Below are 19,740 nucleotides of genomic sequence, written 5' to 3'. Positions count from 1 at the left end.
CCGCCAGGAGGAAAGGCCTTGAAAGACCTACTGAATTTGCTGAAAAACCAGGGTCAAGTCGAAGAGTTCGACGCCATCCGTATCGGATTGGCCTCGCCTGAGATGATCCGCTCGTGGTCGTTCGGTGAAGTTAAAAAACCGGAAACCATCAACTACCGTACGTTCAAGCCTGAGCGTGACGGTCTGTTCTGCGCCAAGATCTTTGGCCCGGTAAAGGATTACGAGTGCCTGTGCGGTAAGTACAAGCGCTTGAAGCATCGTGGTGTGATCTGCGAGAAGTGCGGCGTTGAAGTTGCACTGGCCAAGGTTCGTCGTGAGCGCATGGCGCACATCGAACTGGCTTCGCCGGTTGCCCATATCTGGTTCCTGAAATCGCTGCCGTCCCGTATCGGCCTGCTGATGGACATGACCCTGCGCGATATCGAACGCGTTCTCTACTTCGAGAGCTATGTCGTTATCGATCCGGGCATGACCACGCTTGAAAAAGGTCAGCTGCTGAACGACGAGCAATACTTCGAAGCGCTGGAAGAATTCGGTGACGATTTCGACGCCCGCATGGGTGCCGAAGCTGTCCGCGAACTGCTGCACGCTATCGACCTGGAACACGAGATTGGCCGTCTGCGTGAAGAGATTCCGCAAACCAACTCTGAAACCAAGATCAAGAAGCTGTCCAAGCGTCTGAAGTTGATGGAAGCCTTCCAGGGGTCCGGCAACCTGCCAGAGTGGATGGTGCTGACCGTTCTGCCGGTTCTGCCGCCGGATCTGCGTCCACTGGTTCCACTGGATGGCGGTCGCTTCGCGACTTCCGACCTCAACGATCTGTATCGTCGAGTGATCAACCGTAACAACCGTTTGAAGCGCCTGCTGGATCTGTCCGCTCCGGACATCATCGTGCGCAACGAAAAGCGTATGTTGCAGGAAGCTGTCGATGCACTGCTCGACAACGGTCGTCGTGGCCGCGCCATCACCGGTTCGAACAAGCGTCCTCTGAAATCCCTGGCCGACATGATCAAGGGTAAGCAGGGTCGTTTCCGTCAGAACCTGCTCGGTAAGCGCGTTGACTACTCCGGTCGTTCGGTAATTACCGTAGGTCCGACCCTGCGTCTGCACCAGTGCGGTCTGCCGAAGAAGATGGCTCTGGAGCTGTTCAAACCGTTCATTTTCGGCAAGCTGGAAATGCGTGGTCTGGCGACCACCATCAAAGCGGCCAAGAAAATGGTCGAGCGCGAACTGCCAGAGGTCTGGGACGTTCTCGCTGAAGTGATTCGCGAACACCCGGTTCTTCTCAACCGTGCACCGACCCTCCACCGTCTGGGTATCCAGGCGTTTGAACCGGTACTGATCGAAGGTAAGGCTATTCAGCTGCACCCTCTGGTCTGCGCCGCGTACAACGCCGACTTCGACGGCGACCAAATGGCCGTGCACGTACCGCTGACACTGGAAGCCCAGCTCGAAGCGCGTGCGTTGATGATGTCGACCAACAACATTCTGTCGCCAGCCAACGGTGAGCCAATCATCGTTCCGTCGCAGGACGTTGTACTGGGTCTGTACTACATGACTCGTGAAGCGATCAACGCCAAGGGCGAAGGTCGTGTGTTCGCGGATCTGCAGGAAGTTGACCGTGTGTTCCGTGCCGGCGAAGCCGCACTGCACGCCAAGATCAAGGTTCGTATCAACGAAACCGTGAACGACCGTGACGGCAACAGCGTTAACAACACCCGTATCGTCGACACCACCGTCGGCCGTGCGCTGCTGTTCCAGGTTGTGCCAAATGGTCTGTCGTTCGACGTCGTCAACCTGCCGATGAAGAAAAAGGCGATCTCCAAGCTGATCAACCAGTGCTACCGCGTGGTGGGTCTGAAAGAGACCGTGATCTTCGCTGACCAGTTGATGTACACCGGTTTCGCCTATTCGACCATTTCCGGTGTTTCCATCGGTGTGAACGACTTCGTCATCCCGGACGAGAAAGCTCGCATCATCGGTGCTGCCACCGATGAAGTGAAAGAAATCGAGAGCCAGTACGCCTCCGGCCTGGTAACCCAGGGCGAGAAGTACAACAAAGTGATCGACCTTTGGTCGAAAGCGAACGACGAAGTTTCCAAGGCGATGATGGCCAACCTCTCGAAAGAGAAAGTCATCGACCGTCACGGTGACGAAGTCGAGCAGGAATCGTTCAACTCGATGTACATGATGGCCGACTCGGGTGCGCGGGGTTCCGCAGCACAGATTCGTCAGCTGGCCGGTATGCGTGGTCTGATGGCCAAGCCGGACGGTTCCATCATCGAAACGCCGATTACCGCGAACTTCCGTGAAGGTCTGAGCGTACTCCAGTACTTCATCTCGACCCACGGTGCTCGTAAGGGTCTGGCGGATACCGCGTTGAAAACCGCTAACTCCGGTTACCTGACTCGTCGTCTGGTAGACGTGGCGCAGGATCTGGTCGTGACCGAGATCGATTGCGGCACCGAGCACGGCCTGGTGATGACTCCGCACATTGAAGGCGGCGACGTTGTAGAACCGTTGGGTGAACGTGTACTGGGTCGTGTCATTGCCCGTGACGTATTCAAGCCGGGCACCGAGGACGTCATCGTTCCTGCGGGCACCCTGGTAGACGAGAAGTGGGTCGAGTTCATCGAGCTGAACAGCATCGACGAAGTGATCGTGCGTTCGCCTATCAGCTGCGAAACCCGCTACGGCATCTGCGCCAAGTGCTACGGCCGTGACCTGGCTCGTGGTCACCTGGTGAACATCGGTGAATCGGTTGGCGTAATCGCTGCCCAGTCCATCGGTGAGCCGGGTACCCAGCTGACGATGCGTACGTTCCACATCGGTGGTGCGGCGAGCCGTACTTCCGCGGCCGACAGCGTTCAGGTGAAGAATGGCGGTACCGTCCGTCTGCACAACCTGAAGCACGTTGAGCGTGTGGATGGCAACCTGGTTGCTGTGTCGCGTTCCGGTGAGCTGGCGATCGCAGATGACTTCGGTCGTGAGCGCGAGCGTTACAAGCTGCCATACGGTGCGGTGATTTCGGTTAAAGAAGGTGACAAGGTCGACGCTGGTGCCATCGTGGCCAAGTGGGATCCGCACACTCACCCGATCGTTACCGAGATGAAAGGTACTGTGACCTTCGTGGGCATGGAAGAAGGCATCACGATCAAGCGTCAGACCGACGAATTGACCGGTATGACCAACATCGAAGTGCTCGATCCGAAAGATCGTCCGGCTGCCGGCAAGGATATTCGTCCTGCCGTGAAGATGGTCGATGCCAACGGCAAGGATCTGTTGTTGCCAGGTACCGACGTTCCGGCTCAGTACTTCCTGCCTGCCAACGCTTTGGTTGGTGTGGCGGATGGTGCTCAGATCGCAGTGGGTGACGTTGTTGCGCGTATTCCGCAAGAGACTTCGAAGACTCGCGACATCACCGGTGGTCTGCCGCGTGTAGCCGACCTGTTCGAAGCCCGTCGTCCAAAAGAGGCGTCGATTCTGGCTGAAGTCAGCGGCACCATCGCGTTCGGTAAAGAGACCAAGGGCAAGCGCCGTCTGGTCATCACTCCGAACGACGGTAGCGATCCGTACGAAGAGCTGATTCCGAAGTGGCGTCACCTGAACGTGTTCGAAGGCGAACAGGTAAACCGCGGCGAAGTTATCTCCGACGGCCCGAGCGATCCTCACGACATCCTGCGTCTGCTGGGTGTCAGCGCGCTGGCCAAGTACATCGTGAACGAAATCCAGGACGTTTACCGTCTGCAAGGCGTGAAGATCAACGACAAGCACATCGAGACCATTCTGCGTCAGATGCTGCGTAAGGTTGAGATCTCTGAATCCGGCGATTCCAGCTTCATCAAGGGCGACCAGATGGAACTGACTCACGTACTGGTAGAGAACGAGCGTCTGAATGCGGAAGACAAGTTTGTCGCCAAGTTCACCCGAGTTCTGCTGGGTATCACCAAGGCGTCGTTGTCGACCGAATCGTTCATATCGGCGGCTTCCTTCCAGGAAACCACCCGCGTACTGACCGAAGCGGCGGTAACCGGCAAGCGCGATTACCTGCGCGGCCTGAAAGAAAACGTGGTCGTGGGTCGTCTGATCCCGGCCGGTACCGGTCTGGCTTATCACAGCGAGCGCAAGCGTCGTCGTGATGCGGACAAACCGTTGCGCGTAAGCGCCAGTGAAGTGGAAGCTGCACTGACCGAAGCGCTGAACTCGAGCGGTAACTGAGTTCTGCGATAAATGAGCTGAGGCCCTGATCGCGCCGTTCATCGAATCGAGACAGTTTGTCGAAGTTCGATGGGCGGGGAGGTCGGGGCCTTGCCTTGACTGGGGGCAAGATCCTCTTTAGACTCTTGATCCCCTAAATTTGGCGGGAATCCGTTCCTGCCATTTTGCTTTTCTTGCAAGACAATAGCGTCGCAAGACAACAGTGGAGCTAGTAGATGGCAACTATCAACCAGCTGGTACGTCAGCCGCGTAAGCGTATCGTCGAGAAATCCGACGTGCCTGCGCTGCAGAACTGCCCGCAACGTCGTGGCGTGTGCACCCGTGTGTACACCACTACGCCGAAAAAACCTAACTCGGCACTGCGTAAAGTATGCCGTGTGCGTCTGACCAACGGTTTCGAGGTTTCCTCGTACATCGGTGGTGAAGGCCACAACCTGCAAGAGCACAGCGTGGTTCTGATCCGTGGCGGTCGTGTAAAAGACTTGCCAGGTGTTCGTTACCACACCGTTCGCGGCTCCTTGGATACTTCCGGCGTTAAAGGTCGTAACCAGGGTCGTTCGAAGTACGGTACCAAGCGTCCGAAGTAATCGGTCGTTTTGCAGTTTTTTATTTTACTGAGTCGATAAGAGTAAGGTCGGGCGCGCATCCTCGCGGATCTGTCCCGAACTAACCTGAAGACCGTTTGAGGGCTTATCAATGCCAAGACGTCGCGTAGCAGCAAAGCGTGAGATTCTGGACGATCCGAAATACGGAAGCCAAATCCTCGCCAAATTCATGAACCACGTTATGGAAAGCGGCAAGAAAGCCGTTGCCGAACGTATCGTTTATGGTGCCCTGGAAACCGTTGCAGCTCGCAAGACCGGCACCGATCCCCTGGAACTCTTCGAAAAAGCACTCGACGCCATCGCTCCGCTGGTCGAAGTGAAGTCGCGCCGTGTTGGCGGTGCTACTTACCAGGTTCCGGTCGAAGTTCGTCCTTCGCGTCGTAACGCTCTGGCAATGCGCTGGCTGGTAGACTTCGCCCGCAAGCGCGGCGAGAAGTCCATGGCTCTGCGTTTGGCTGGCGAACTGCTGGATGCTGCTGAAGGTAAAGGTGCTGCTGTTAAGAAGCGTGAAGACGTGCACCGTATGGCCGAAGCTAACAAGGCTTTCTCGCACTACCGCTTCTAATTTTAGCTTCACTAATTTTGCGAGGGCTTTATGGCTCGTACTACTGCAATCAACCGCTACCGTAACATTGGTATCTGTGCTCACGTTGACGCGGGCAAGACCACTACTACCGAGCGGATCCTGTTTTACACAGGTCTGAGCCACAAAATGGGCGAGGTGCATGATGGCGCCGCGACCACCGACTGGATGGTGCAGGAGCAGGAGCGGGGTATTACCATTACTTCCGCTGCTGTTACCACTTTCTGGAAAGGTTCCCGTGGTCAGTATGACAACTATCGCGTAAACGTTATCGATACACCGGGTCACGTTGACTTCACCATTGAAGTAGAACGTTCCCTGCGCGTACTCGACGGCGCTGTCGTTGTTTTCTGCGGCACCTCCGGTGTCGAGCCTCAGTCCGAAACCGTATGGCGTCAAGCCAACAAGTACGGCGTTCCACGTGTTGTTTACGTGAACAAGATGGACCGCGCCGGCGCGGACTTCCTGCGCGTTGTCGGCCAGATCAAGAACCGTCTGGGTCACACCCCGGTTCCGGTCCAGCTGGCCATCGGTGCTGAAGATAACTTCGAAGGTCAGGTTGATCTGATCAAGATGAAGGCTATCTACTGGAACGAAGACGACAAGGGCACTACCTATCGTGAGGAAGAAATTCCTGCGCATCTGGTAGAACTGGCCAACGAGTGGCGCAACAACATGGTCGAGGCTGCTGCCGAAGCCAGCGAAGAACTGATGAACAAGTACCTTGAAGAAGGTGAGCTGTCCGTCGAAGAGATCAAGGCAGGCCTGCGTGCGCGCACCCTGGCTAGCGAGATCGTTCCGGCTGTCTGCGGTTCGTCGTTCAAGAACAAGGGTGTTCCCCTGGTTCTCGACGCTGTTATCGACTTCCTGCCTGCTCCGACCGAGATCCCTGCGATCAAGGGTATTCACCCTGATCTGATCGACGTGCCGAAAGACGAAGTCAAGCCAGAGCAGTACGACGAGCGTCACGCTGATGACGACGAGCCGTTCTCGGCGCTGGCGTTCAAGATTGCCACCGACCCGTTCGTGGGTACTCTGACCTTCGTTCGCGTTTACTCGGGCTTCCTGACCTCCGGTGACTCCGTCATCAACTCGGTCAAGGGCAAGAAAGAGCGCGTTGGTCGTATGGTGCAGATGCACGCCAACCAGCGTGAAGAAATCAAGGAAGTGCGTGCGGGCGATATCGCCGCTCTGATCGGCATGAAGGACGTCACTACCGGTGATACCCTGTGCAACGCCGACAAGCCGATCATCCTCGAGCGTATGGATTTCCCTGAGCCTGTGATTTCGCTCTCCGTTGAGCCGAAAACCAAGCAGGACCAGGAGAAGATGGGCATCGCACTGGGCAAGCTGGCTCAGGAAGACCCGTCGTTCCGCGTCAAGACCGATGAAGAAACCGGTCAGACCATCATCTCCGGTATGGGTGAGCTGCACCTGGACATTCTCGTTGACCGCATGAAGCGCGAGTTCAACGTTGAGGCCAACATCGGCAAGCCGCAGGTTTCGTACCGCGAGAAGATCACCAAGTCCAACGTCGAGATCGAAGGCAAGTTCGTTCGTCAGTCGGGTGGTCGTGGTCAGTTCGGTCACTGCTGGATCCGCTTCTCCGAACCGGATGCCGACGAAAAAGGCAACATCACCGAAGGTCTGGTTTTCACCAACGAAGTTGTTGGTGGTGTGGTTCCTAAGGAATACATTCCGGCGATCCAGAAGGGTATCGAAGAGCAGATGAAGAACGGCGTTGTTGCCGGCTATCCGCTGATCGGCCTGAAGGCTACCGTGTTTGACGGTTCCTACCATGACGTCGACTCCAACGAGATGGCGTTCAAGGTCGCTGCATCGATGGCAACCAAGCAACTGGCCCAGAAGGGTGGTGGCGTGGTTCTCGAGCCGATCATGAAGGTGGAAGTCGTTACTCCGGAAGACTACCTGGGTGACGTGATGGGTGACCTGAACCGCCGTCGTGGTCTGGTTCAGGGCATGGAGGACTCGGTCTCCGGCCGTGTCGTTCGTGCTGAAGTTCCGCTCGGAGAGATGTTCGGTTACGCAACCGACGTTCGTTCCATGTCTCAGGGTCGCGCGAGCTACTCCATGGAATTCTCCAAATACGCCGAAGCTCCGTCGAACATCGTCGAAGCTCTCGTTAAAAAACAAGGCTGATTCAGCCCCCCTTTAGGCTAGGAGTTAATTGTCGTGGCTAAAGAAAAATTTGATCGTTCCCTACCTCACGTAAACGTTGGCACCATCGGCCACGTTGACCACGGTAAAACCACTCTGACCGCTGCTCTGACTCGCGTCTGCTCCGAAGTTTTCGGTTCGGCCGTAGTTGAATTCGACAAGATCGACAGCGCTCCAGAAGAAAAAGCTCGCGGTATCACCATCAACACCGCGCACGTTGAGTACAACTCGAACATTCGTCACTACGCTCACGTTGACTGCCCAGGTCACGCTGACTACGTGAAGAACATGATCACCGGTGCTGCCCAGATGGACGGCGCGATCCTGGTTTGCTCGGCTGCCGATGGTCCGATGCCGCAAACTCGTGAGCACATCCTGCTGTCCCGTCAGGTAGGTGTTCCGTACATCGTGGTTTTCCTGAACAAGGCTGACCTGGTAGACGACGCAGAGCTGCTGGAACTGGTTGAGATGGAAGTTCGCGACCTGCTGTCCACCTATGACTTCCCAGGTGACGACACTCCGATCATCATCGGTTCTGCTCGTATGGCGCTGGAAGGCAAAGACGACAACGAAATGGGTACTACCGCTGTCAAGAAGCTGGTAGAGACTCTGGATGCCTACATCCCTGAGCCGGTTCGTGCTATCGACCAGCCATTCCTGATGCCGATCGAAGACGTGTTCTCGATCTCGGGTCGCGGTACTGTTGTGACCGGTCGTATCGAGCGCGGTATCGTTCGCGTTCAGGATCCACTGGAAATCGTTGGTCTGCGTGACACCACCACCACCACCTGCACCGGTGTTGAGATGTTCCGCAAGCTGCTGGACGAAGGCCGTGCTGGCGAGAACTGCGGCGTTCTGCTGCGTGGTACCAAGCGTGACGACGTTGAGCGTGGTCAGGTTCTGGTCAAGCCAGGTTCGGTTAAGCCGCACACCAAGTTCACCGCAGAAGTTTACGTTCTGAGCAAGGAAGAAGGCGGTCGTCACACTCCGTTCTTCAAAGGCTACCGTCCACAGTTCTACTTCCGTACTACTGACGTGACCGGTAACTGCGAGCTGCCAGAAGGTGTTGAAATGGTAATGCCAGGTGACAACATTCAGATGACTGTTACCCTGATCAAAACCATCGCGATGGAAGATGGTCTGCGTTTCGCTATCCGTGAAGGCGGTCGTACCGTCGGCGCTGGCGTCGTAGCCAAAATCATCGAGTAATCTCTTTTTCGAGATGGCTTGATGAGTTGAAAAAGCCCCCGCTCAGCGGGGGCTTTTTTATTGGGTTGACACCTATCTGGGGCGTCTATAGAATTGCGCCTCCTTTTAACGGGCGTATTGCGCCCGGTGGGAATAGCAGCCGGAGTCTGAAATCCAATGCAAAATCAGCAAATCCGTATCAGGTTGAAGGCTTTTGACCATCGCCTGATCGACCAATCAACCCAGGAAATCGTGGAAACCGCGAAACGTACTGGTGCTCAAGTGCGTGGTCCAATTCCACTGCCTACCCGTAAAGAGCGGTTTACCGTTCTGGTTTCCCCGCACGTCAACAAAGACGCGCGTGACCAGTACGAAATCCGCACTCATAAGCGCGTTCTGGACATCGTTCAGCCAACGGATAAAACCGTTGATGCACTTATGAAGCTGGATCTTGCGGCCGGTGTGGAAGTGCAGATCAGCCTCGGCTAAGACTCGGTCTTGGTCGTGTAACGCTCTGAAATGGGCGGCCATAGCGGGTGAAAGCCCCGTACACTCATGAGGTTTACAACATGACTATTGGTGTAGTCGGTCGTAAAGCGGGTATGACCCGTATTTTCACCGAAGAAGGTGTCTCCATTCCGGTCACGGTCATTGAGATCGAGCCGAATCGCGTCACCCAGTTCAAAACTGAAGAAACCGATGGCTATCGTGCAGTGCAAGTCACTGTCGGCGAGCGTCGTGCTTCCCGTGTAACAGCTGCTCAGGCTGGCCACTTCGCCAAGGCGAACGTTGCTGCCGGTCGTACCGTGCTGGAATTCCGTCTTGAAGAAGGCGAATACAAGGCCGGTGACCTGATCAACGCTGAAATCTTCGCTGCTGGTCAGCTGGTTGATGTAACCGGTCAGTCCAAGGGTAAAGGCTTCCAGGGTACGATCAAGCGCTGGAATTTCCGCGGGCAAGATAACACCCACGGTAACTCCGTATCCCACCGCGTCCCAGGCTCTATCGGCCAGTGCCAGACTCCTGGTCGTGTATTCAAGGGCAAAAAAATGTCCGGTCATATGGGCGCTGAGCGCGTGACCGTGCAGTCCCTGGAAGTAGTGCGCGTGGACGCTGAACGCAATCTGTTGTTGGTCAAGGGTGCTGTTCCTGGCGCTACTGGCGGCAACGTGGTTGTACGTCCAGCAGCCAAGGCTCGCGGTTAAGGGGAAGCTGACATGCAATTAAATGTAAATGACGCTCAAGCGATCGAAGTTTCCGAACTGACATTTGGCGGCGAGTTCAACGAGACGCTGGTTCACCAAGCAGTCGTGGCCTACATGGCTGGCGGCCGTCAAGGTAGCAAGCAGCAAAAGACCCGTTCCGACGTTCGTGGTGGCGGTAAGCGCCCATGGCGTCAGAAAGGTACTGGCCGTGCTCGTGCCGGTACTATCCGTAGCCCAATCTGGCGTGGCGGCGGTACCACTTTCGCAGCTCGTCCACAGGATCACTCCCAGAAGCTGAACAAGAAGATGTATCGCGCAGCAATGCGTTCCATCCTTGCTGAGCTGGTGCGTACTGATCGTCTGGTCGTGGTTCAGGATTTCGCAGTTGAAACTCCGAAAACCAAAGACCTGCTGGGCAAGCTGAACAACATGAGCCTGAACGACGTACTGATCGTGTCGGACGCTGTTGATCAGAACCTGTACCTGGCTGCTCGCAACCTGCCGCACGTAGATGTACGTGATGTGCAAGGTTCCGATCCAGTTAGTCTGATCGCATACGACAAGGTGTTGATCACCGTGTCGGCCGTGAAGAAATTCGAGGAGCTGCTGGGATGAACCAGGAACGCGTATTTAAAGTTCTGCTTGGCCCGCACGTTTCCGAGAAGGCTACGGTTCTGGCGGACAAGAAAGGCCAGTTCGTTTTCAAGGTTGCTACCGATGCAACCAAGCTGGAAATCAAGAAGGCCGTCGAAAGCCTGTTCAGCGTGAAAGTTGAGCGTGTTACTACCCTGAATGTCCTGGGTAAGAGCAAGCGCACCGCTCGCGGTCTGGGCAAGCGTAATGACTGGAAGAAGGCAGTTATCTCCCTTCAGCCAGGCCAAGATCTCGATTTCAGCAGCAGTGCTGAGTAAGGAAGGGGTGCATCATGGCAATCGTTAAATGCAAACCGACTTCCCCTGGCCGCCGTTTTGTGGTCAAGGTGGTCAACCAGGAGCTGCACAAAGGCGCTCCTCACGCACCGCTGCTCGAGAAGAAGTCGAAGTCTGGTGGTCGTAACAACAATGGCCGCATTACCACTCGTCACGTTGGTGGTGGTCATAAGCAGCATTACCGTATGGTCGATTTTCGTCGCAACGACAAGGATGGCATTGTCGCCACCGTCGAGCGCATCGAATACGATCCAAACCGTACTGCTCACATCGCTCTGCTGTGCTACGCAGACGGCGAACGCCGCTACATCATCGCCCCTAAAGGCGTGAGCGCTGGCGATCAGCTGGTAGCGGGTGCTCTGGCTCCAATCAAGCCAGGCAACGCTCTGCAACTGCGCAACATTCCGGTTGGTTCCACTGTACACGGCATCGAACTGAAGCCAGGTAAAGGTGCACAGATCGCTCGTTCCGCTGGTGCTTCGGCTCAGTTGATCGCTCGTGAAGGTGTTTACGTTACCGTGCGTCTGCGTTCCGGTGAAATGCGTAAAGTGCTGGCTGAATGCCGCGCGACCCTGGGTGAAGTCTCGAACTCCGAGCACAGCCTGCGTTCGCTGGGTAAAGCTGGTGCCAAGCGCTGGCGTGGCGTTCGCCCAACCGTTCGTGGTGTTGCCATGAACCCGGTTGACCACCCACATGGTGGTGGTGAAGGTCGTACCTCTGGTGGTCGTCATCCGGTATCGCCATGGGGCTTCCCGACTAAGGGCGCGAAGACTCGTGGTAACAAGCGTACCGACAAAATGATCGTCCGTCGTCGCAAGTAAATAGAGGGATACGACAGTGCCACGTTCTCTGAAAAAAGGTCCTTTTATTGATCTTCACCTACTGAAGAAGATCGAAGTGGCGGCGGAAAAGAACGATCGCAAACCAATTAAGACTTGGTCGCGTCGTTCGATGATCCTGCCACAAATGGTCGGTCTGACCATCGCAGTACACAACGGTCGTCAGCACGTCCCAGTTCTCGTTAACGAAGACATGGTCGGCCACAAACTGGGCGAGTTCGCCGGTACCCGCAACTATCGCGGGCACGTGGCAGACAAGAAAGCCAAGCGTTAAGGGGTAAGGAAATGGAAGTAGCCGCTAAGTTGTCGGGCGCTCGAATCTCCGCCCAGAAAGCCCGCTTGGTCGCCGACCAGATCCGCGGGAAGAAGGTGGGCGACGCGCTCAACCTGTTGGCTTTCAGCAGTAAGAAAGCCGCCGAGATCATGAAAAAAGTGCTGGAGTCGGCCGTGGCCAACGCCGAGCATAACGAAGGCGCAGACGTTGATGACCTGAAGGTCAGCACTGTTTTCGTCAACGAAGGGCGTTCGCTGAAGCGCATCATGCCACGTGCCAAAGGCCGTGCTGATCGCATCGTCAAGCGGTCTTGCCATATCACTGTCAAGGTTGCTGACAAGTAACGGAGTCGAAGAGATGGGTCAGAAAGTACATCCCATTGGCATTCGCCTGGGAATCGTCAAGGAGCACACCTCCGTCTGGTACGCAGACGGTCGGACTTATGCGGACTATTTGCTCGCAGATCTGAATGTGCGTGAATATCTCCAAGACAAACTAAAAAGCGCGTCCGTAAGCCGTATCGACATTCATCGTCCGGCTCAAACTGCACGCATCACCATTCACACCGCTCGCCCAGGTATCGTAATCGGGAAGAAAGGTGAGGATGTTGAGAAACTGCGTCAGGACCTGACCAAGCAAATGGGTGTGCCTGTGCACATCAATATCGAAGAGATCCGCAAGCCGGAGCTCGACGGTATGCTGGTTGCCCAGAGCGTAGCTCAGCAGCTGGAGCGTCGTGTGATGTTCCGTCGCGCCATGAAGCGCGCCGTACAGAACGCCATGCGCATTGGTGCCAAAGGCATCAAAATCCAAGTGAGCGGTCGTCTCGGCGGTGCTGAAATCGCACGTACTGAATGGTATCGCGAAGGTCGTGTGCCACTGCACACCCTGCGTGCCGATATCGACTATGCCACCTACGAAGCTCACACCACTTACGGTGTGATCGGTGTAAAGGTTTGGATCTTCAAAGGCGAAGTAATTGGTGGTCGCCAAGAAGAACTGAAACCACAAGCACCAGCGCCTCGTAAAAAAGCTGCTAAGTAAGGGGTACGCCAAATGTTGCAACCAAAGCGTACGAAGTTCCGCAAGCAGATGACCGGCCACAACCGTGGTCTGGCGCTGCGCGGTAGCAAAGTCAGCTTCGGCGAGTTCGCGCTGAAGTCTGTTGCTCGTGGTCGTCTCACCGCTCGTCAGATCGAGTCAGCGCGTCGTGCTCTGACCCGTCACGTAAAACGTGGTGGCAAGATCTGGATCCGTGTATTCCCGGACAAGCCGATCTCCAAGAAGCCTCTCGAGGTTCGTATGGGTAAAGGTAAGGGTAACGTGGAATACTGGGTTGCCCAGATTCAGCCAGGCAAAGTCCTGTATGAAATCGAGGGTGTTTCTGAAGAGCTGGCGCGTGAGGCTTTCGCCCTGGCTGCTGCAAAGCTGCCGCTCGCCACCTCCTTTGTTAAGCGGACGGTGATGTGATGAAAGCGAATGAACTTCGTGAAAAATCCGCACAGCAGCTGAACGAGCAACTGCTCGGCTTGCTGCGCGACCAGTTCAATCTGCGTATGCAGAAAGCAACTGGCCAGTTGGGGCAGTCTCATCTGCTCTCGCAAGTTAAGCGTGACATCGCTCGCGTGAAGACTGTGCTCAACCAGCAGGCAGGTAAGTGATCATGGCTGAAGCCGAAAAAACTGTCCGTACGCTGACTGGCCGTGTTGTCAGCGACAAGATGGACAAAACCATCACCGTTCTGATCGAGCGTCGCGTGAAGCACCCGATCTACGGTAAATACGTTAAGCGTTCGACTAAGCTGCACGCGCACGACGAAACCAATCAGTGCCACATCGGCGACAAGGTCACTATTCGTGAAACTCGTCCGATGGCCAAGACCAAGTCTTGGGCGTTGGTTGAAGTTCTCGAACGCGCTGTGGAAGTCTAAGGGCTAGGGGTCGGAGAAATTATATGATTCAGACTCAATCCATGCTCGATGTGGCCGATAACAGCGGCGCTCGCCGCGTTATGTGCATCAAGGTGCTGGGTGGCTCCCATCGTCGTTACGCTGGTATCGGTGACATCATCAAAGTTACCGTGAAGGAAGCAATTCCTCGCGGTAAGGTGAAAAAAGGCCAAGTGATGACTGCTGTTGTAGTCCGCACTCGTCACGGCGTACGCCGTGCTGATGGCTCCATTATCCGCTTTGATGGCAACGCTGCTGTTCTGTTGAACAACAAGCAAGAGCCGATCGGCACCCGTATCTTTGGGCCAGTGACCCGTGAACTTCGTACTGAGAAGTTCATGAAGATCGTCTCGCTCGCCCCAGAAGTGCTGTAAGGAGATCCGACATGCAAAAGATTCGTCGTGACGACGAGATCATCGTGATCGCCGGCAAAGACAAAGGCAAGCGCGGTAAGGTGCTGAAGGTTCTGGCTGACAACCGTCTGGTTGTTGGTGGTCTGAACCTGGTCAAGCGTCATACCAAGCCTAACCCGATGTCGGGCGTACAAGGCGGTATCGTCGAGAAAGAAGCGCCACTGCACGCTTCCAACGTTGCCATCTTCAACGGCGAAACCAACAAGGCTGACCGCGTTGGTTTCAAAGTGGAAGACGGTAAGAAAATTCGTGTCTTCAAGTCGACCCAAAAAGCGGTTGATGCTTGAACACTGCTAGGTAGAAGACCATGGCACGACTACAAGAGATTTACCGGAAGGAAATCGCTCCCAAGCTGAAGGAAGAACTGAAGCTTGGCAACGTGATGGAAGTTCCGCGCGTTACCAAAATCACCCTGAACATGGGTCTGGGCGAAGCGATCGGTGACAAAAAAGTCATCGAGCACGCTGTTGCTGACCTGGAAAAGATCACCGGCCAGAAAGTCGTTGTGACCTACGCTCGCAAATCCATCGCTGGCTTCAAAGTCCGCGAGGGTTGGCCGATCGGTGTCAAAGTGACTCTGCGCCGTGAGCGTATGTACGAGTTCCTGGATCGTCTGCTGTCGATCTCCCTGCCTCGGGTTCGCGACTTCCGCGGCCTGAATGCCAAGTCCTTCGATGGTCGTGGCAACTACAGCATGGGCGTGAAAGAGCAGATCATCTTCCCGGAAATCGACTACGACAAGATCGATGCTCTCCGCGGTCTGGACATTACCCTGACCACCACTGCCAAGAACGATGACGAAGGCCGCGCTCTGCTGCGTGCTTTCAAATTCCCGTTCCGCAACTGATTGGAGTAGGAAAATGGCCAAGAAGAGCATGAAAAACCGTGAGCTGAAGCGTCAGCTCACCGTTGCCAAGTACGCCGTCAAGCGTGCAGCGCTGAAAGCAATCATCGTGGATCTGAACGCAAGTCCAGAAGCGCGTTGGGAAGCTGCCGTAGCTCTGCAGAAGCAGCCACGTGATGCAAGCGCTTCGCGCATGCGTAACCGCTGCCGTCTGACTGGTCGTCCGCACGGCGTTTACCGCAAGTTCGGCCTGGGCCGCAACAAGCTGCGTGAAGCTGCAATGCGTGGTGACGTTCCAGGTCTGGTCAAAGCCAGCTGGTAATCGCTGTCAGCGTCTCGATGGTCGGGATCTCAGGAGCCTGACCATCGGTGACCTTGAAGATGAATCAAGCCCCTTTTGGGGCTTGATTCATTTCTGGGGTGTGTCTAGAATGACCGGCTCGCCTGAGCCCGTGTTTTTCTGCCCGGAGTTTCTCGGCGACAAGTAGTAGCCGCAAGGCTAATTTTTCTGTATTAGGAGCGTCTAGCCCATGAGTATGCAGGACCCGTTAGCGGACATGCTAACTCGAATCCGTAATGCCCAGATGGCTGAAAAGTCCGTCGTAAGCATGCCTTCTTCCACGTTGAAGGTGGCTGTTGCCAAAGTCCTGAAGGACGAAGGTTACATCGCGGGTTATCAGATCAGCAGCGAAACCAAGCCGCAGCTGTCTATCGAGCTGAAATATTTCGAAGGCCGTCCGGTTATCGAAGAAGTCAAGCGCGTTAGCCGTCCAGGCCTGCGTCAGTACAAGTCCGTCGAAGAACTGCCAAAAGTACGTGGCGGTCTCGGTGTGTCTATCGTCTCCACCAACAAGGGTGTGATGACTGATCGTGCTGCGCGCGCTGCCGGTGTCGGCGGCGAAGTTCTTTGCACTGTGTTCTAAGGGGGGATAAGCATGTCTCGCGTCGCTAAGAACCCCGTTAAGCTGCCAGCCGGTGTCGAAGTAAAATTCGCAGGCCAGCAGCTTTCGGTGAAGGGTGCCAAGGGTACTCTTGAACTGAACGTCCATTCGTCCGTTGAAATCGTTGAAGAAGCCGGTGAGCTGCGTTTTGCTGCTCGCAATGGCGATCAGCAGACTCGCGCAATGGCCGGTACCACTCGTGCGTTGGTAAACAACATGGTCCAGGGCGTAAGCCAAGGCTTCGAGCGCAAGCTCCAGCTGGTCGGTGTTGGTTACAAGGCGCAAGCAAAAGGTCAGGTGCTGAACCTGGCTCTTGGCTTCTCGCACCCAGTGGATTACGAACTGCCGGAAGGCATCACCGCTGAGACTCCTAGCCAGACCGATATCCTGATCAAGGGCATCGACAAGCAGCTGGTGGGTCAAGTGGCCGCCGAGATCCGCGACTTCCGTCCACCAGAGCCGTACAAAGGCAAGGGTGTGCGCTACGCGGACGAAGTCGTCCGTCGTAAAGAAGCCAAGAAGAAGTAGGGCATAGCAAATGACCGACAAAAAAGTTACTCGACTGCGTCGCGCTCGCAAAGCACGCCTGAAAATGCACGAACTCGAAGTCGTGCGTCTCTGCGTGTTCCGCTCTTCGCAGCACATCTACGCCCAGGTCATTTCGGCCGACGGCAACAAAGTCCTGGCAAGCGCCTCGACTTTGGATAAAGAACTGCGTGATGGCGCCACTGGCAACATCGACGCGGCCACTAAGGTTGGCCAGCTGGTCGCTACGCGTGCTAAGGCCGCTGGCGTCTCGCAGGTGGCTTTCGACCGCTCTGGCTTCAAGTACCACGGCCGCGTTAAAGCGCTGGCTGATGCTGCTCGTGAAGCTGGGCTGGAGTTCTAAGTTATGTCAAATAACGACCAAAAGCGCGACGAAGGCTACATCGAGAAGCTGGTTCAAGTTAACCGCGTAGCAAAAACCGTTAAAGGCGGCCGTATCTTCACTTTTACCGCGTTGACCGTGGTTGGTGATGGTAAGGGCCGTGTTGGCTTCGGCCGTGGCAAGTCGCGTGAAGTGCCTGCTGCGATCCAGAAGGCAATGGAAGCTGCTCGCCGCAACATGATCCAGGTTGATCTGAACGGCACCACTCTGCAGTACGCAATGAAGTCCGCCCACGGCGCTTCGAAGGTGTACATGCAGCCTGCTTCTGAAGGTACCGGTATCATTGCTGGCGGCGCAATGCGTGCTGTCCTCGAAGTTGCTGGCGTCCAGAACGTTCTGGCCAAGTGCTACGGCTCGACCAACCCTGTAAACGTGGTTCACGCCACTTTCAAGGGTCTGAAGGCCATGCAATCTCCTGAATCCATTGCGGCCAAGCGTGGTCTGCGTGTTGAGGAGATCAAGTAATCATGGCTACCGTAAAAGTTACGCTGATCAAAAGCATGACCGGCCGCATCCCTAACCACAAACTGTGCGTTAAGGGTCTGGGTCTGCGTCGCATCGGTCACACTGTAGAAGTCCAGGATACTCCCGAGAATCGCGGGATGATCAACAAGGCTTACTACATGCTGCGTGTCGAGGGTTAATCGATGAAACTCAATGATCTGAGTCCAGCGCCGGGTTCCCGCCGCGAAAAGCATCGTCCGGGCCGTGGTATCGGTAGTGGTTTGGGCAAGACTGGTGGCCGTGGTCACAAAGGTCAGACCTCCCGCTCCGGTGGCACCATTGCTCCAGGCTTTGAAGGCGGTCAACAGCCGCTGCATCGTCGCCTGCCGAAGTTCGGTTTCGTCTCCCTGAAGGCCATGGATCGCGCAGAAGTGCGTCTGTCCGAACTGGCTAAGGTGGAAGGCGACATCGTCACCGTGCAGTCCCTGAAAGATGCCAACGTGATCAACGTCAACGTACAGCGTGTGAAAATCATGCTGTCCGGTGAAGTGGCTCGCGCTGTCACTATCGGCAAGGGAATCGGCGCCACCAAAGGTGCGCGTGCGGCTATCGAAGCAGCTGGCGGCAAGTTCGAGGAATAAATGGCTAAGCAAGGTGCTCTCTCTGCGCTCGGCAAAGGCGGTATGTCTGAACTCTGGGCTCGTCTGCGTTTTCTGTTCCTGGCGATTATCGTCTACCGAATAGGCGCACACATCCCGGTTCCAGGTATCAACCCGGACCGACTCGCGGACCTGTTTCGACAGAATGAGGGGACCATTCTTAGCTTGTTCAACATGTTTTCCGGCGGCGCGCTGGAGCGGATGAGCATCTTTGCACTGGGGATCATGCCGTACATTTCGGCATCGATCATCATGCAGCTGATGACTGCCGTCAGCCCGCAGCTGGAGCAGTTGAAGAAGGAAGGTGAAGCTGGCCGTCGCAAGATCAGCCAGTACACCCGCTACGGCACCGTCGTCCTCGCTCTCGTTCAGGCCATTGGCATGTCCATTGGTCTGGCGGGGCAGGGCGTTGCGTTCACTGGTGACTTTGGCTTCCATTTCGTCGCGGTATCCACGTTTGTGGCTGGCGCGATGTTCATGATGTGGCTGGGTGAGCAGATTACTGAGCGTGGTGTAGGCAACGGTATCTCGATGTTGATTTTTTCGGGTATCGTCGCCGGTCTTCCGAGAGCGATCGGGCAGTCTTTCGAGTCTGCGCGTCAGGGTGATATCAACATCTTCGCTCTGGTTGCCATCGGTTTGCTGGCAGTAGCGATTATCGGTTTCGTGGTGTTCATTGAGCGTGGCCAGCGTCGTATCGCTGTTCACTACGCCAAGCGTCAGCAGGGCCGTAAGGTTTTCGCTGCGCAGACCAGCCACCTGCCGCTGAAAGTGAACATGGCCGGTGTTATTCCGGCTATTTTCGCGAGCAGCATTCTGCTGTTCCCGGCTTCGCTGGGTGCCTGGTTCGGTCAGTCTGAAGGTATGGGCTGGTTGCAGGACATCTCGCAGTCGATCGCTCCTGGTCAGCCGTTGAATATTCTGCTGTTTAGTGCAGGGATTATTTTCTTCTGCTTCTTCTATACGGCGTTGATGTTCAATCCGAAAGACGTAGCGGAAAACCTGAAGAAGTCCGGTGCCTTTATTCCGGGCATCCGTCCAGGCGAGCAGTCTGCGCGCTACATTGATGGCGTTCTGACTCGTTTGACCATGTTCGGTGCTCTTTACATGACGGCCGTGTGTCTGTTGCCCCAGTTCCTGGTGGTTGCGGCAAACGTTCCGTTCTACCTTGGCGGGACCTCGTTGCTGATCGTGGTCGTGGTTGTGATGGACTTCATGTCCCAAGTACAATCGCACCTCGTTTCGCACCAGTACGAATCCCTGATGAAGAAAGCCAACCTGAAGGGTTACGGCAGCGGCATGTTGCGCTGAGTACCCATAAGGTTCGAGGAGTTGGTGATGAAAGTTCGTGCATCGGTGAAAAAGCTGTGCCGTAACTGCAAGATTATTCGCCGCGAAGGTGTTGTTCGAGTAATTTGCAGCGCGGAACCGCGTCACAAACAGCGCCAAGGCTGAGTGTGATTGTGCTTCAAGCCCGGCAGCTAGTGCGCTGCCGGGTTGATTATTTGTTATTACAGCGATATTATCTCGCGCCCTATTTCTTG

Annotated in this window: 28 protein-coding genes; all 28 read left to right on the top strand. The window is 55.6% G+C overall.

All coding sequences use genetic code 11. From position 1 onward, the window contains the following. The first annotated feature begins 18 nt into the window (after window positions 1-18). The 28 genes from rpoC to rpmJ all read left to right on the top strand — a co-directional run bounded on the left by rpoC (window position 19) and on the right by rpmJ (window position 19,651). Window positions 19-4,218 carry a DNA-directed RNA polymerase subunit beta' gene (rpoC, locus tag NWV16_RS25535; RefSeq protein ID WP_260521203.1) on the top strand — a complete coding sequence of 1,400 codons (4,200 nt, stop codon included), beginning with the start codon at window positions 19-21 and terminating at the stop codon, window positions 4,216-4,218. Between the two features lie 215 nt (window positions 4,219-4,433). Then, a complete protein-coding gene (gene rpsL, locus NWV16_RS25530) occupies window positions 4,434-4,805 on the top strand; it encodes a 30S ribosomal protein S12 (protein ID WP_003186084.1) in 372 nt (123 codons plus the stop codon). 109 nt (window positions 4,806-4,914) lie between these two features. After that, window positions 4,915-5,388 carry a 30S ribosomal protein S7 gene (gene rpsG / locus NWV16_RS25525; protein WP_007957592.1) on the top strand — a complete coding sequence of 158 codons (474 nt, stop codon included), beginning with the start codon at window positions 4,915-4,917 and terminating at the stop codon, window positions 5,386-5,388. 30 nt (window positions 5,389-5,418) lie between these two features. Further along, window positions 5,419-7,566 (top strand): elongation factor G, encoded by a 2,148-nt coding sequence (gene fusA, locus NWV16_RS25520; RefSeq protein WP_065261905.1) that lies wholly within the window; start codon window positions 5,419-5,421, stop codon window positions 7,564-7,566. Window positions 7,567-7,599: 33 nt separating this feature from the next. Next, a complete protein-coding gene (gene tuf, locus NWV16_RS25515) occupies window positions 7,600-8,793 on the top strand; it encodes an elongation factor Tu (RefSeq protein WP_010951775.1) in 1,194 nt (397 codons plus the stop codon). Between the two features lie 156 nt (window positions 8,794-8,949). Next, a complete protein-coding gene (gene rpsJ, locus NWV16_RS25510; RefSeq protein WP_003186070.1) occupies window positions 8,950-9,261 on the top strand; it encodes a 30S ribosomal protein S10 in 312 nt (103 codons plus the stop codon). Window positions 9,262-9,341: 80 nt separating this feature from the next. Continuing rightward, the gene (gene rplC / locus NWV16_RS25505; protein WP_065259507.1) at window positions 9,342-9,977 is read left to right on the top strand and encodes a 50S ribosomal protein L3; all 636 of its coding nucleotides are present in this window, start codon (window positions 9,342-9,344) and stop codon (window positions 9,975-9,977) included. Between the two features lie 12 nt (window positions 9,978-9,989). Beyond that, the gene (gene rplD, locus NWV16_RS25500; RefSeq protein ID WP_260521202.1) at window positions 9,990-10,592 is read left to right on the top strand and encodes a 50S ribosomal protein L4; all 603 of its coding nucleotides are present in this window, start codon (window positions 9,990-9,992) and stop codon (window positions 10,590-10,592) included. After that, window positions 10,589-10,888 carry a 50S ribosomal protein L23 gene (gene rplW, locus NWV16_RS25495; RefSeq protein ID WP_002555488.1) on the top strand — a complete coding sequence of 100 codons (300 nt, stop codon included), beginning with the start codon at window positions 10,589-10,591 and terminating at the stop codon, window positions 10,886-10,888. Before rplD ends, rplW begins: the two co-directional genes overlap by 4 nt. A 14-nt stretch (window positions 10,889-10,902) precedes the next feature. Further along, on the top strand, window positions 10,903-11,727 hold the full coding sequence (gene rplB / locus NWV16_RS25490; RefSeq protein WP_065259508.1) for a 50S ribosomal protein L2: 825 nt from the start codon (window positions 10,903-10,905) through the stop codon (window positions 11,725-11,727). A 16-nt stretch (window positions 11,728-11,743) separates the two neighbouring features. After that, window positions 11,744-12,019: a 30S ribosomal protein S19 gene (gene rpsS / locus NWV16_RS25485; protein WP_011336172.1), complete on the top strand. Its 276-nt coding sequence runs from the start codon at window positions 11,744-11,746 to the stop codon at window positions 12,017-12,019. Between the two features lie 11 nt (window positions 12,020-12,030). Further along, entirely contained in the window at window positions 12,031-12,363 is a 333-nt protein-coding gene (gene rplV, locus NWV16_RS25480; RefSeq protein ID WP_003304070.1) for a 50S ribosomal protein L22, read from the top strand. Window positions 12,364-12,376: 13 nt separating this feature from the next. Next, complete coding sequence (gene rpsC, locus NWV16_RS25475; protein WP_007924192.1) at window positions 12,377-13,063, top strand: 30S ribosomal protein S3; 687 nt, start codon at window positions 12,377-12,379, stop codon at window positions 13,061-13,063. A 12-nt stretch (window positions 13,064-13,075) separates the two neighbouring features. Beyond that, entirely contained in the window at window positions 13,076-13,489 is a 414-nt protein-coding gene (gene rplP / locus NWV16_RS25470) for a 50S ribosomal protein L16 (RefSeq protein WP_003228729.1), read from the top strand. Further along, window positions 13,489-13,680, top strand: coding sequence for a 50S ribosomal protein L29 (rpmC, locus tag NWV16_RS25465; RefSeq protein ID WP_002555481.1), 192 nt, complete (start codon window positions 13,489-13,491; stop codon window positions 13,678-13,680). Before rplP ends, rpmC begins: the two co-directional genes overlap by 1 nt. 2 nt (window positions 13,681-13,682) lie before the next feature. Next, entirely contained in the window at window positions 13,683-13,949 is a 267-nt protein-coding gene (gene rpsQ / locus NWV16_RS25460; protein ID WP_065259509.1) for a 30S ribosomal protein S17, read from the top strand. 23 nt (window positions 13,950-13,972) lie between these two features. Continuing rightward, on the top strand, window positions 13,973-14,341 hold the full coding sequence (gene rplN / locus NWV16_RS25455; protein WP_002555479.1) for a 50S ribosomal protein L14: 369 nt from the start codon (window positions 13,973-13,975) through the stop codon (window positions 14,339-14,341). 11 nt (window positions 14,342-14,352) lie between these two features. Further along, entirely contained in the window at window positions 14,353-14,667 is a 315-nt protein-coding gene (gene rplX, locus NWV16_RS25450; RefSeq protein ID WP_003186046.1) for a 50S ribosomal protein L24, read from the top strand. 20 nt (window positions 14,668-14,687) lie between these two features. Further along, on the top strand, window positions 14,688-15,227 hold the full coding sequence (gene rplE / locus NWV16_RS25445; RefSeq protein ID WP_003194642.1) for a 50S ribosomal protein L5: 540 nt from the start codon (window positions 14,688-14,690) through the stop codon (window positions 15,225-15,227). Between the two features lie 13 nt (window positions 15,228-15,240). After that, window positions 15,241-15,546 (top strand): 30S ribosomal protein S14, encoded by a 306-nt coding sequence (rpsN, locus tag NWV16_RS25440; RefSeq protein ID WP_065259510.1) that lies wholly within the window; start codon window positions 15,241-15,243, stop codon window positions 15,544-15,546. A 208-nt stretch (window positions 15,547-15,754) separates the two neighbouring features. Further along, window positions 15,755-16,147 carry a 30S ribosomal protein S8 gene (rpsH, locus tag NWV16_RS25435; RefSeq protein WP_260521201.1) on the top strand — a complete coding sequence of 131 codons (393 nt, stop codon included), beginning with the start codon at window positions 15,755-15,757 and terminating at the stop codon, window positions 16,145-16,147. A gap of 12 nt (window positions 16,148-16,159) precedes the next feature. Then, window positions 16,160-16,693, top strand: a complete 534-nt coding sequence (rplF, locus tag NWV16_RS25430; protein WP_065259511.1) for a 50S ribosomal protein L6 — start codon at window positions 16,160-16,162, stop codon at window positions 16,691-16,693. A 10-nt stretch (window positions 16,694-16,703) separates the two neighbouring features. Continuing rightward, on the top strand, window positions 16,704-17,054 hold the full coding sequence (gene rplR / locus NWV16_RS25425) for a 50S ribosomal protein L18 (RefSeq protein ID WP_003186037.1): 351 nt from the start codon (window positions 16,704-16,706) through the stop codon (window positions 17,052-17,054). Between the two features lie 3 nt (window positions 17,055-17,057). Then, entirely contained in the window at window positions 17,058-17,558 is a 501-nt protein-coding gene (gene rpsE, locus NWV16_RS25420; RefSeq protein WP_007955637.1) for a 30S ribosomal protein S5, read from the top strand. Window positions 17,559-17,560: 2 nt separating this feature from the next. Continuing rightward, the gene (gene rpmD / locus NWV16_RS25415) at window positions 17,561-17,737 is read left to right on the top strand and encodes a 50S ribosomal protein L30 (RefSeq protein WP_003176408.1); all 177 of its coding nucleotides are present in this window, start codon (window positions 17,561-17,563) and stop codon (window positions 17,735-17,737) included. 3 nt (window positions 17,738-17,740) lie between these two features. Next, window positions 17,741-18,178 carry a 50S ribosomal protein L15 gene (rplO, locus tag NWV16_RS25410; protein ID WP_011336169.1) on the top strand — a complete coding sequence of 146 codons (438 nt, stop codon included), beginning with the start codon at window positions 17,741-17,743 and terminating at the stop codon, window positions 18,176-18,178. Next, on the top strand, window positions 18,179-19,507 hold the full coding sequence (gene secY / locus NWV16_RS25405; protein WP_003228718.1) for a preprotein translocase subunit SecY: 1,329 nt from the start codon (window positions 18,179-18,181) through the stop codon (window positions 19,505-19,507). Window positions 19,508-19,534: 27 nt separating this feature from the next. Then, on the top strand, window positions 19,535-19,651 hold the full coding sequence (rpmJ, locus tag NWV16_RS25400; protein WP_002555468.1) for a 50S ribosomal protein L36: 117 nt from the start codon (window positions 19,535-19,537) through the stop codon (window positions 19,649-19,651). Window positions 19,652-19,740: the final 89 nt, after the last annotated feature.

The organism is Pseudomonas sp. BW7P1, assembly GCF_024981055.1.
In the GTDB taxonomy this organism is placed as follows: Bacteria; Pseudomonadota; Gammaproteobacteria; order Pseudomonadales; family Pseudomonadaceae; genus Aquipseudomonas; species Aquipseudomonas bananamidigenes.
This window is presented reverse-complemented; position numbering and strand designations above follow the sequence as displayed.

Excerpts from the sequence above, each read along its gene's own strand:
- rpsL (WP_003186084.1), top strand. The coding sequence starts at position 4,434 with ATGGCAACTATCAACCAGCTGGTACGTCAGCCGCGTAAGCGTATCGTC.
- rpsG (WP_007957592.1), top strand. The coding sequence starts at position 4,915 with ATGCCAAGACGTCGCGTAGCAGCAAAGCGTGAGATTCTGGACGATCCG.
- fusA (WP_065261905.1), top strand. The coding sequence starts at position 5,419 with ATGGCTCGTACTACTGCAATCAACCGCTACCGTAACATTGGTATCTGT.
- rpsJ (WP_003186070.1), top strand. The coding sequence starts at position 8,950 with ATGCAAAATCAGCAAATCCGTATCAGGTTGAAGGCTTTTGACCATCGC.
- rplC (WP_065259507.1), top strand. The coding sequence starts at position 9,342 with ATGACTATTGGTGTAGTCGGTCGTAAAGCGGGTATGACCCGTATTTTC.
- rplD (WP_260521202.1), top strand. The coding sequence starts at position 9,990 with ATGCAATTAAATGTAAATGACGCTCAAGCGATCGAAGTTTCCGAACTG.
- rplW (WP_002555488.1), top strand. The coding sequence starts at position 10,589 with ATGAACCAGGAACGCGTATTTAAAGTTCTGCTTGGCCCGCACGTTTCC.
- rplB (WP_065259508.1), top strand. The coding sequence starts at position 10,903 with ATGGCAATCGTTAAATGCAAACCGACTTCCCCTGGCCGCCGTTTTGTG.
- rplV (WP_003304070.1), top strand. The coding sequence starts at position 12,031 with ATGGAAGTAGCCGCTAAGTTGTCGGGCGCTCGAATCTCCGCCCAGAAA.
- rpsC (WP_007924192.1), top strand. The coding sequence starts at position 12,377 with ATGGGTCAGAAAGTACATCCCATTGGCATTCGCCTGGGAATCGTCAAG.
- rplP (WP_003228729.1), top strand. The coding sequence starts at position 13,076 with ATGTTGCAACCAAAGCGTACGAAGTTCCGCAAGCAGATGACCGGCCAC.
- rpmC (WP_002555481.1), top strand. The coding sequence starts at position 13,489 with ATGAAAGCGAATGAACTTCGTGAAAAATCCGCACAGCAGCTGAACGAG.
- rpsQ (WP_065259509.1), top strand. The coding sequence starts at position 13,683 with ATGGCTGAAGCCGAAAAAACTGTCCGTACGCTGACTGGCCGTGTTGTC.
- rplN (WP_002555479.1), top strand. The coding sequence starts at position 13,973 with ATGATTCAGACTCAATCCATGCTCGATGTGGCCGATAACAGCGGCGCT.
- rplX (WP_003186046.1), top strand. The coding sequence starts at position 14,353 with ATGCAAAAGATTCGTCGTGACGACGAGATCATCGTGATCGCCGGCAAA.
- rplE (WP_003194642.1), top strand. The coding sequence starts at position 14,688 with ATGGCACGACTACAAGAGATTTACCGGAAGGAAATCGCTCCCAAGCTG.
- rpsN (WP_065259510.1), top strand. The coding sequence starts at position 15,241 with ATGGCCAAGAAGAGCATGAAAAACCGTGAGCTGAAGCGTCAGCTCACC.
- rpsH (WP_260521201.1), top strand. The coding sequence starts at position 15,755 with ATGAGTATGCAGGACCCGTTAGCGGACATGCTAACTCGAATCCGTAAT.
- rplF (WP_065259511.1), top strand. The coding sequence starts at position 16,160 with ATGTCTCGCGTCGCTAAGAACCCCGTTAAGCTGCCAGCCGGTGTCGAA.
- rplR (WP_003186037.1), top strand. The coding sequence starts at position 16,704 with ATGACCGACAAAAAAGTTACTCGACTGCGTCGCGCTCGCAAAGCACGC.
- rpsE (WP_007955637.1), top strand. The coding sequence starts at position 17,058 with ATGTCAAATAACGACCAAAAGCGCGACGAAGGCTACATCGAGAAGCTG.
- rpmD (WP_003176408.1), top strand. The coding sequence starts at position 17,561 with ATGGCTACCGTAAAAGTTACGCTGATCAAAAGCATGACCGGCCGCATC.
- rplO (WP_011336169.1), top strand. The coding sequence starts at position 17,741 with ATGAAACTCAATGATCTGAGTCCAGCGCCGGGTTCCCGCCGCGAAAAG.
- secY (WP_003228718.1), top strand. The coding sequence starts at position 18,179 with ATGGCTAAGCAAGGTGCTCTCTCTGCGCTCGGCAAAGGCGGTATGTCT.
- rpmJ (WP_002555468.1), top strand. The coding sequence starts at position 19,535 with ATGAAAGTTCGTGCATCGGTGAAAAAGCTGTGCCGTAACTGCAAGATT.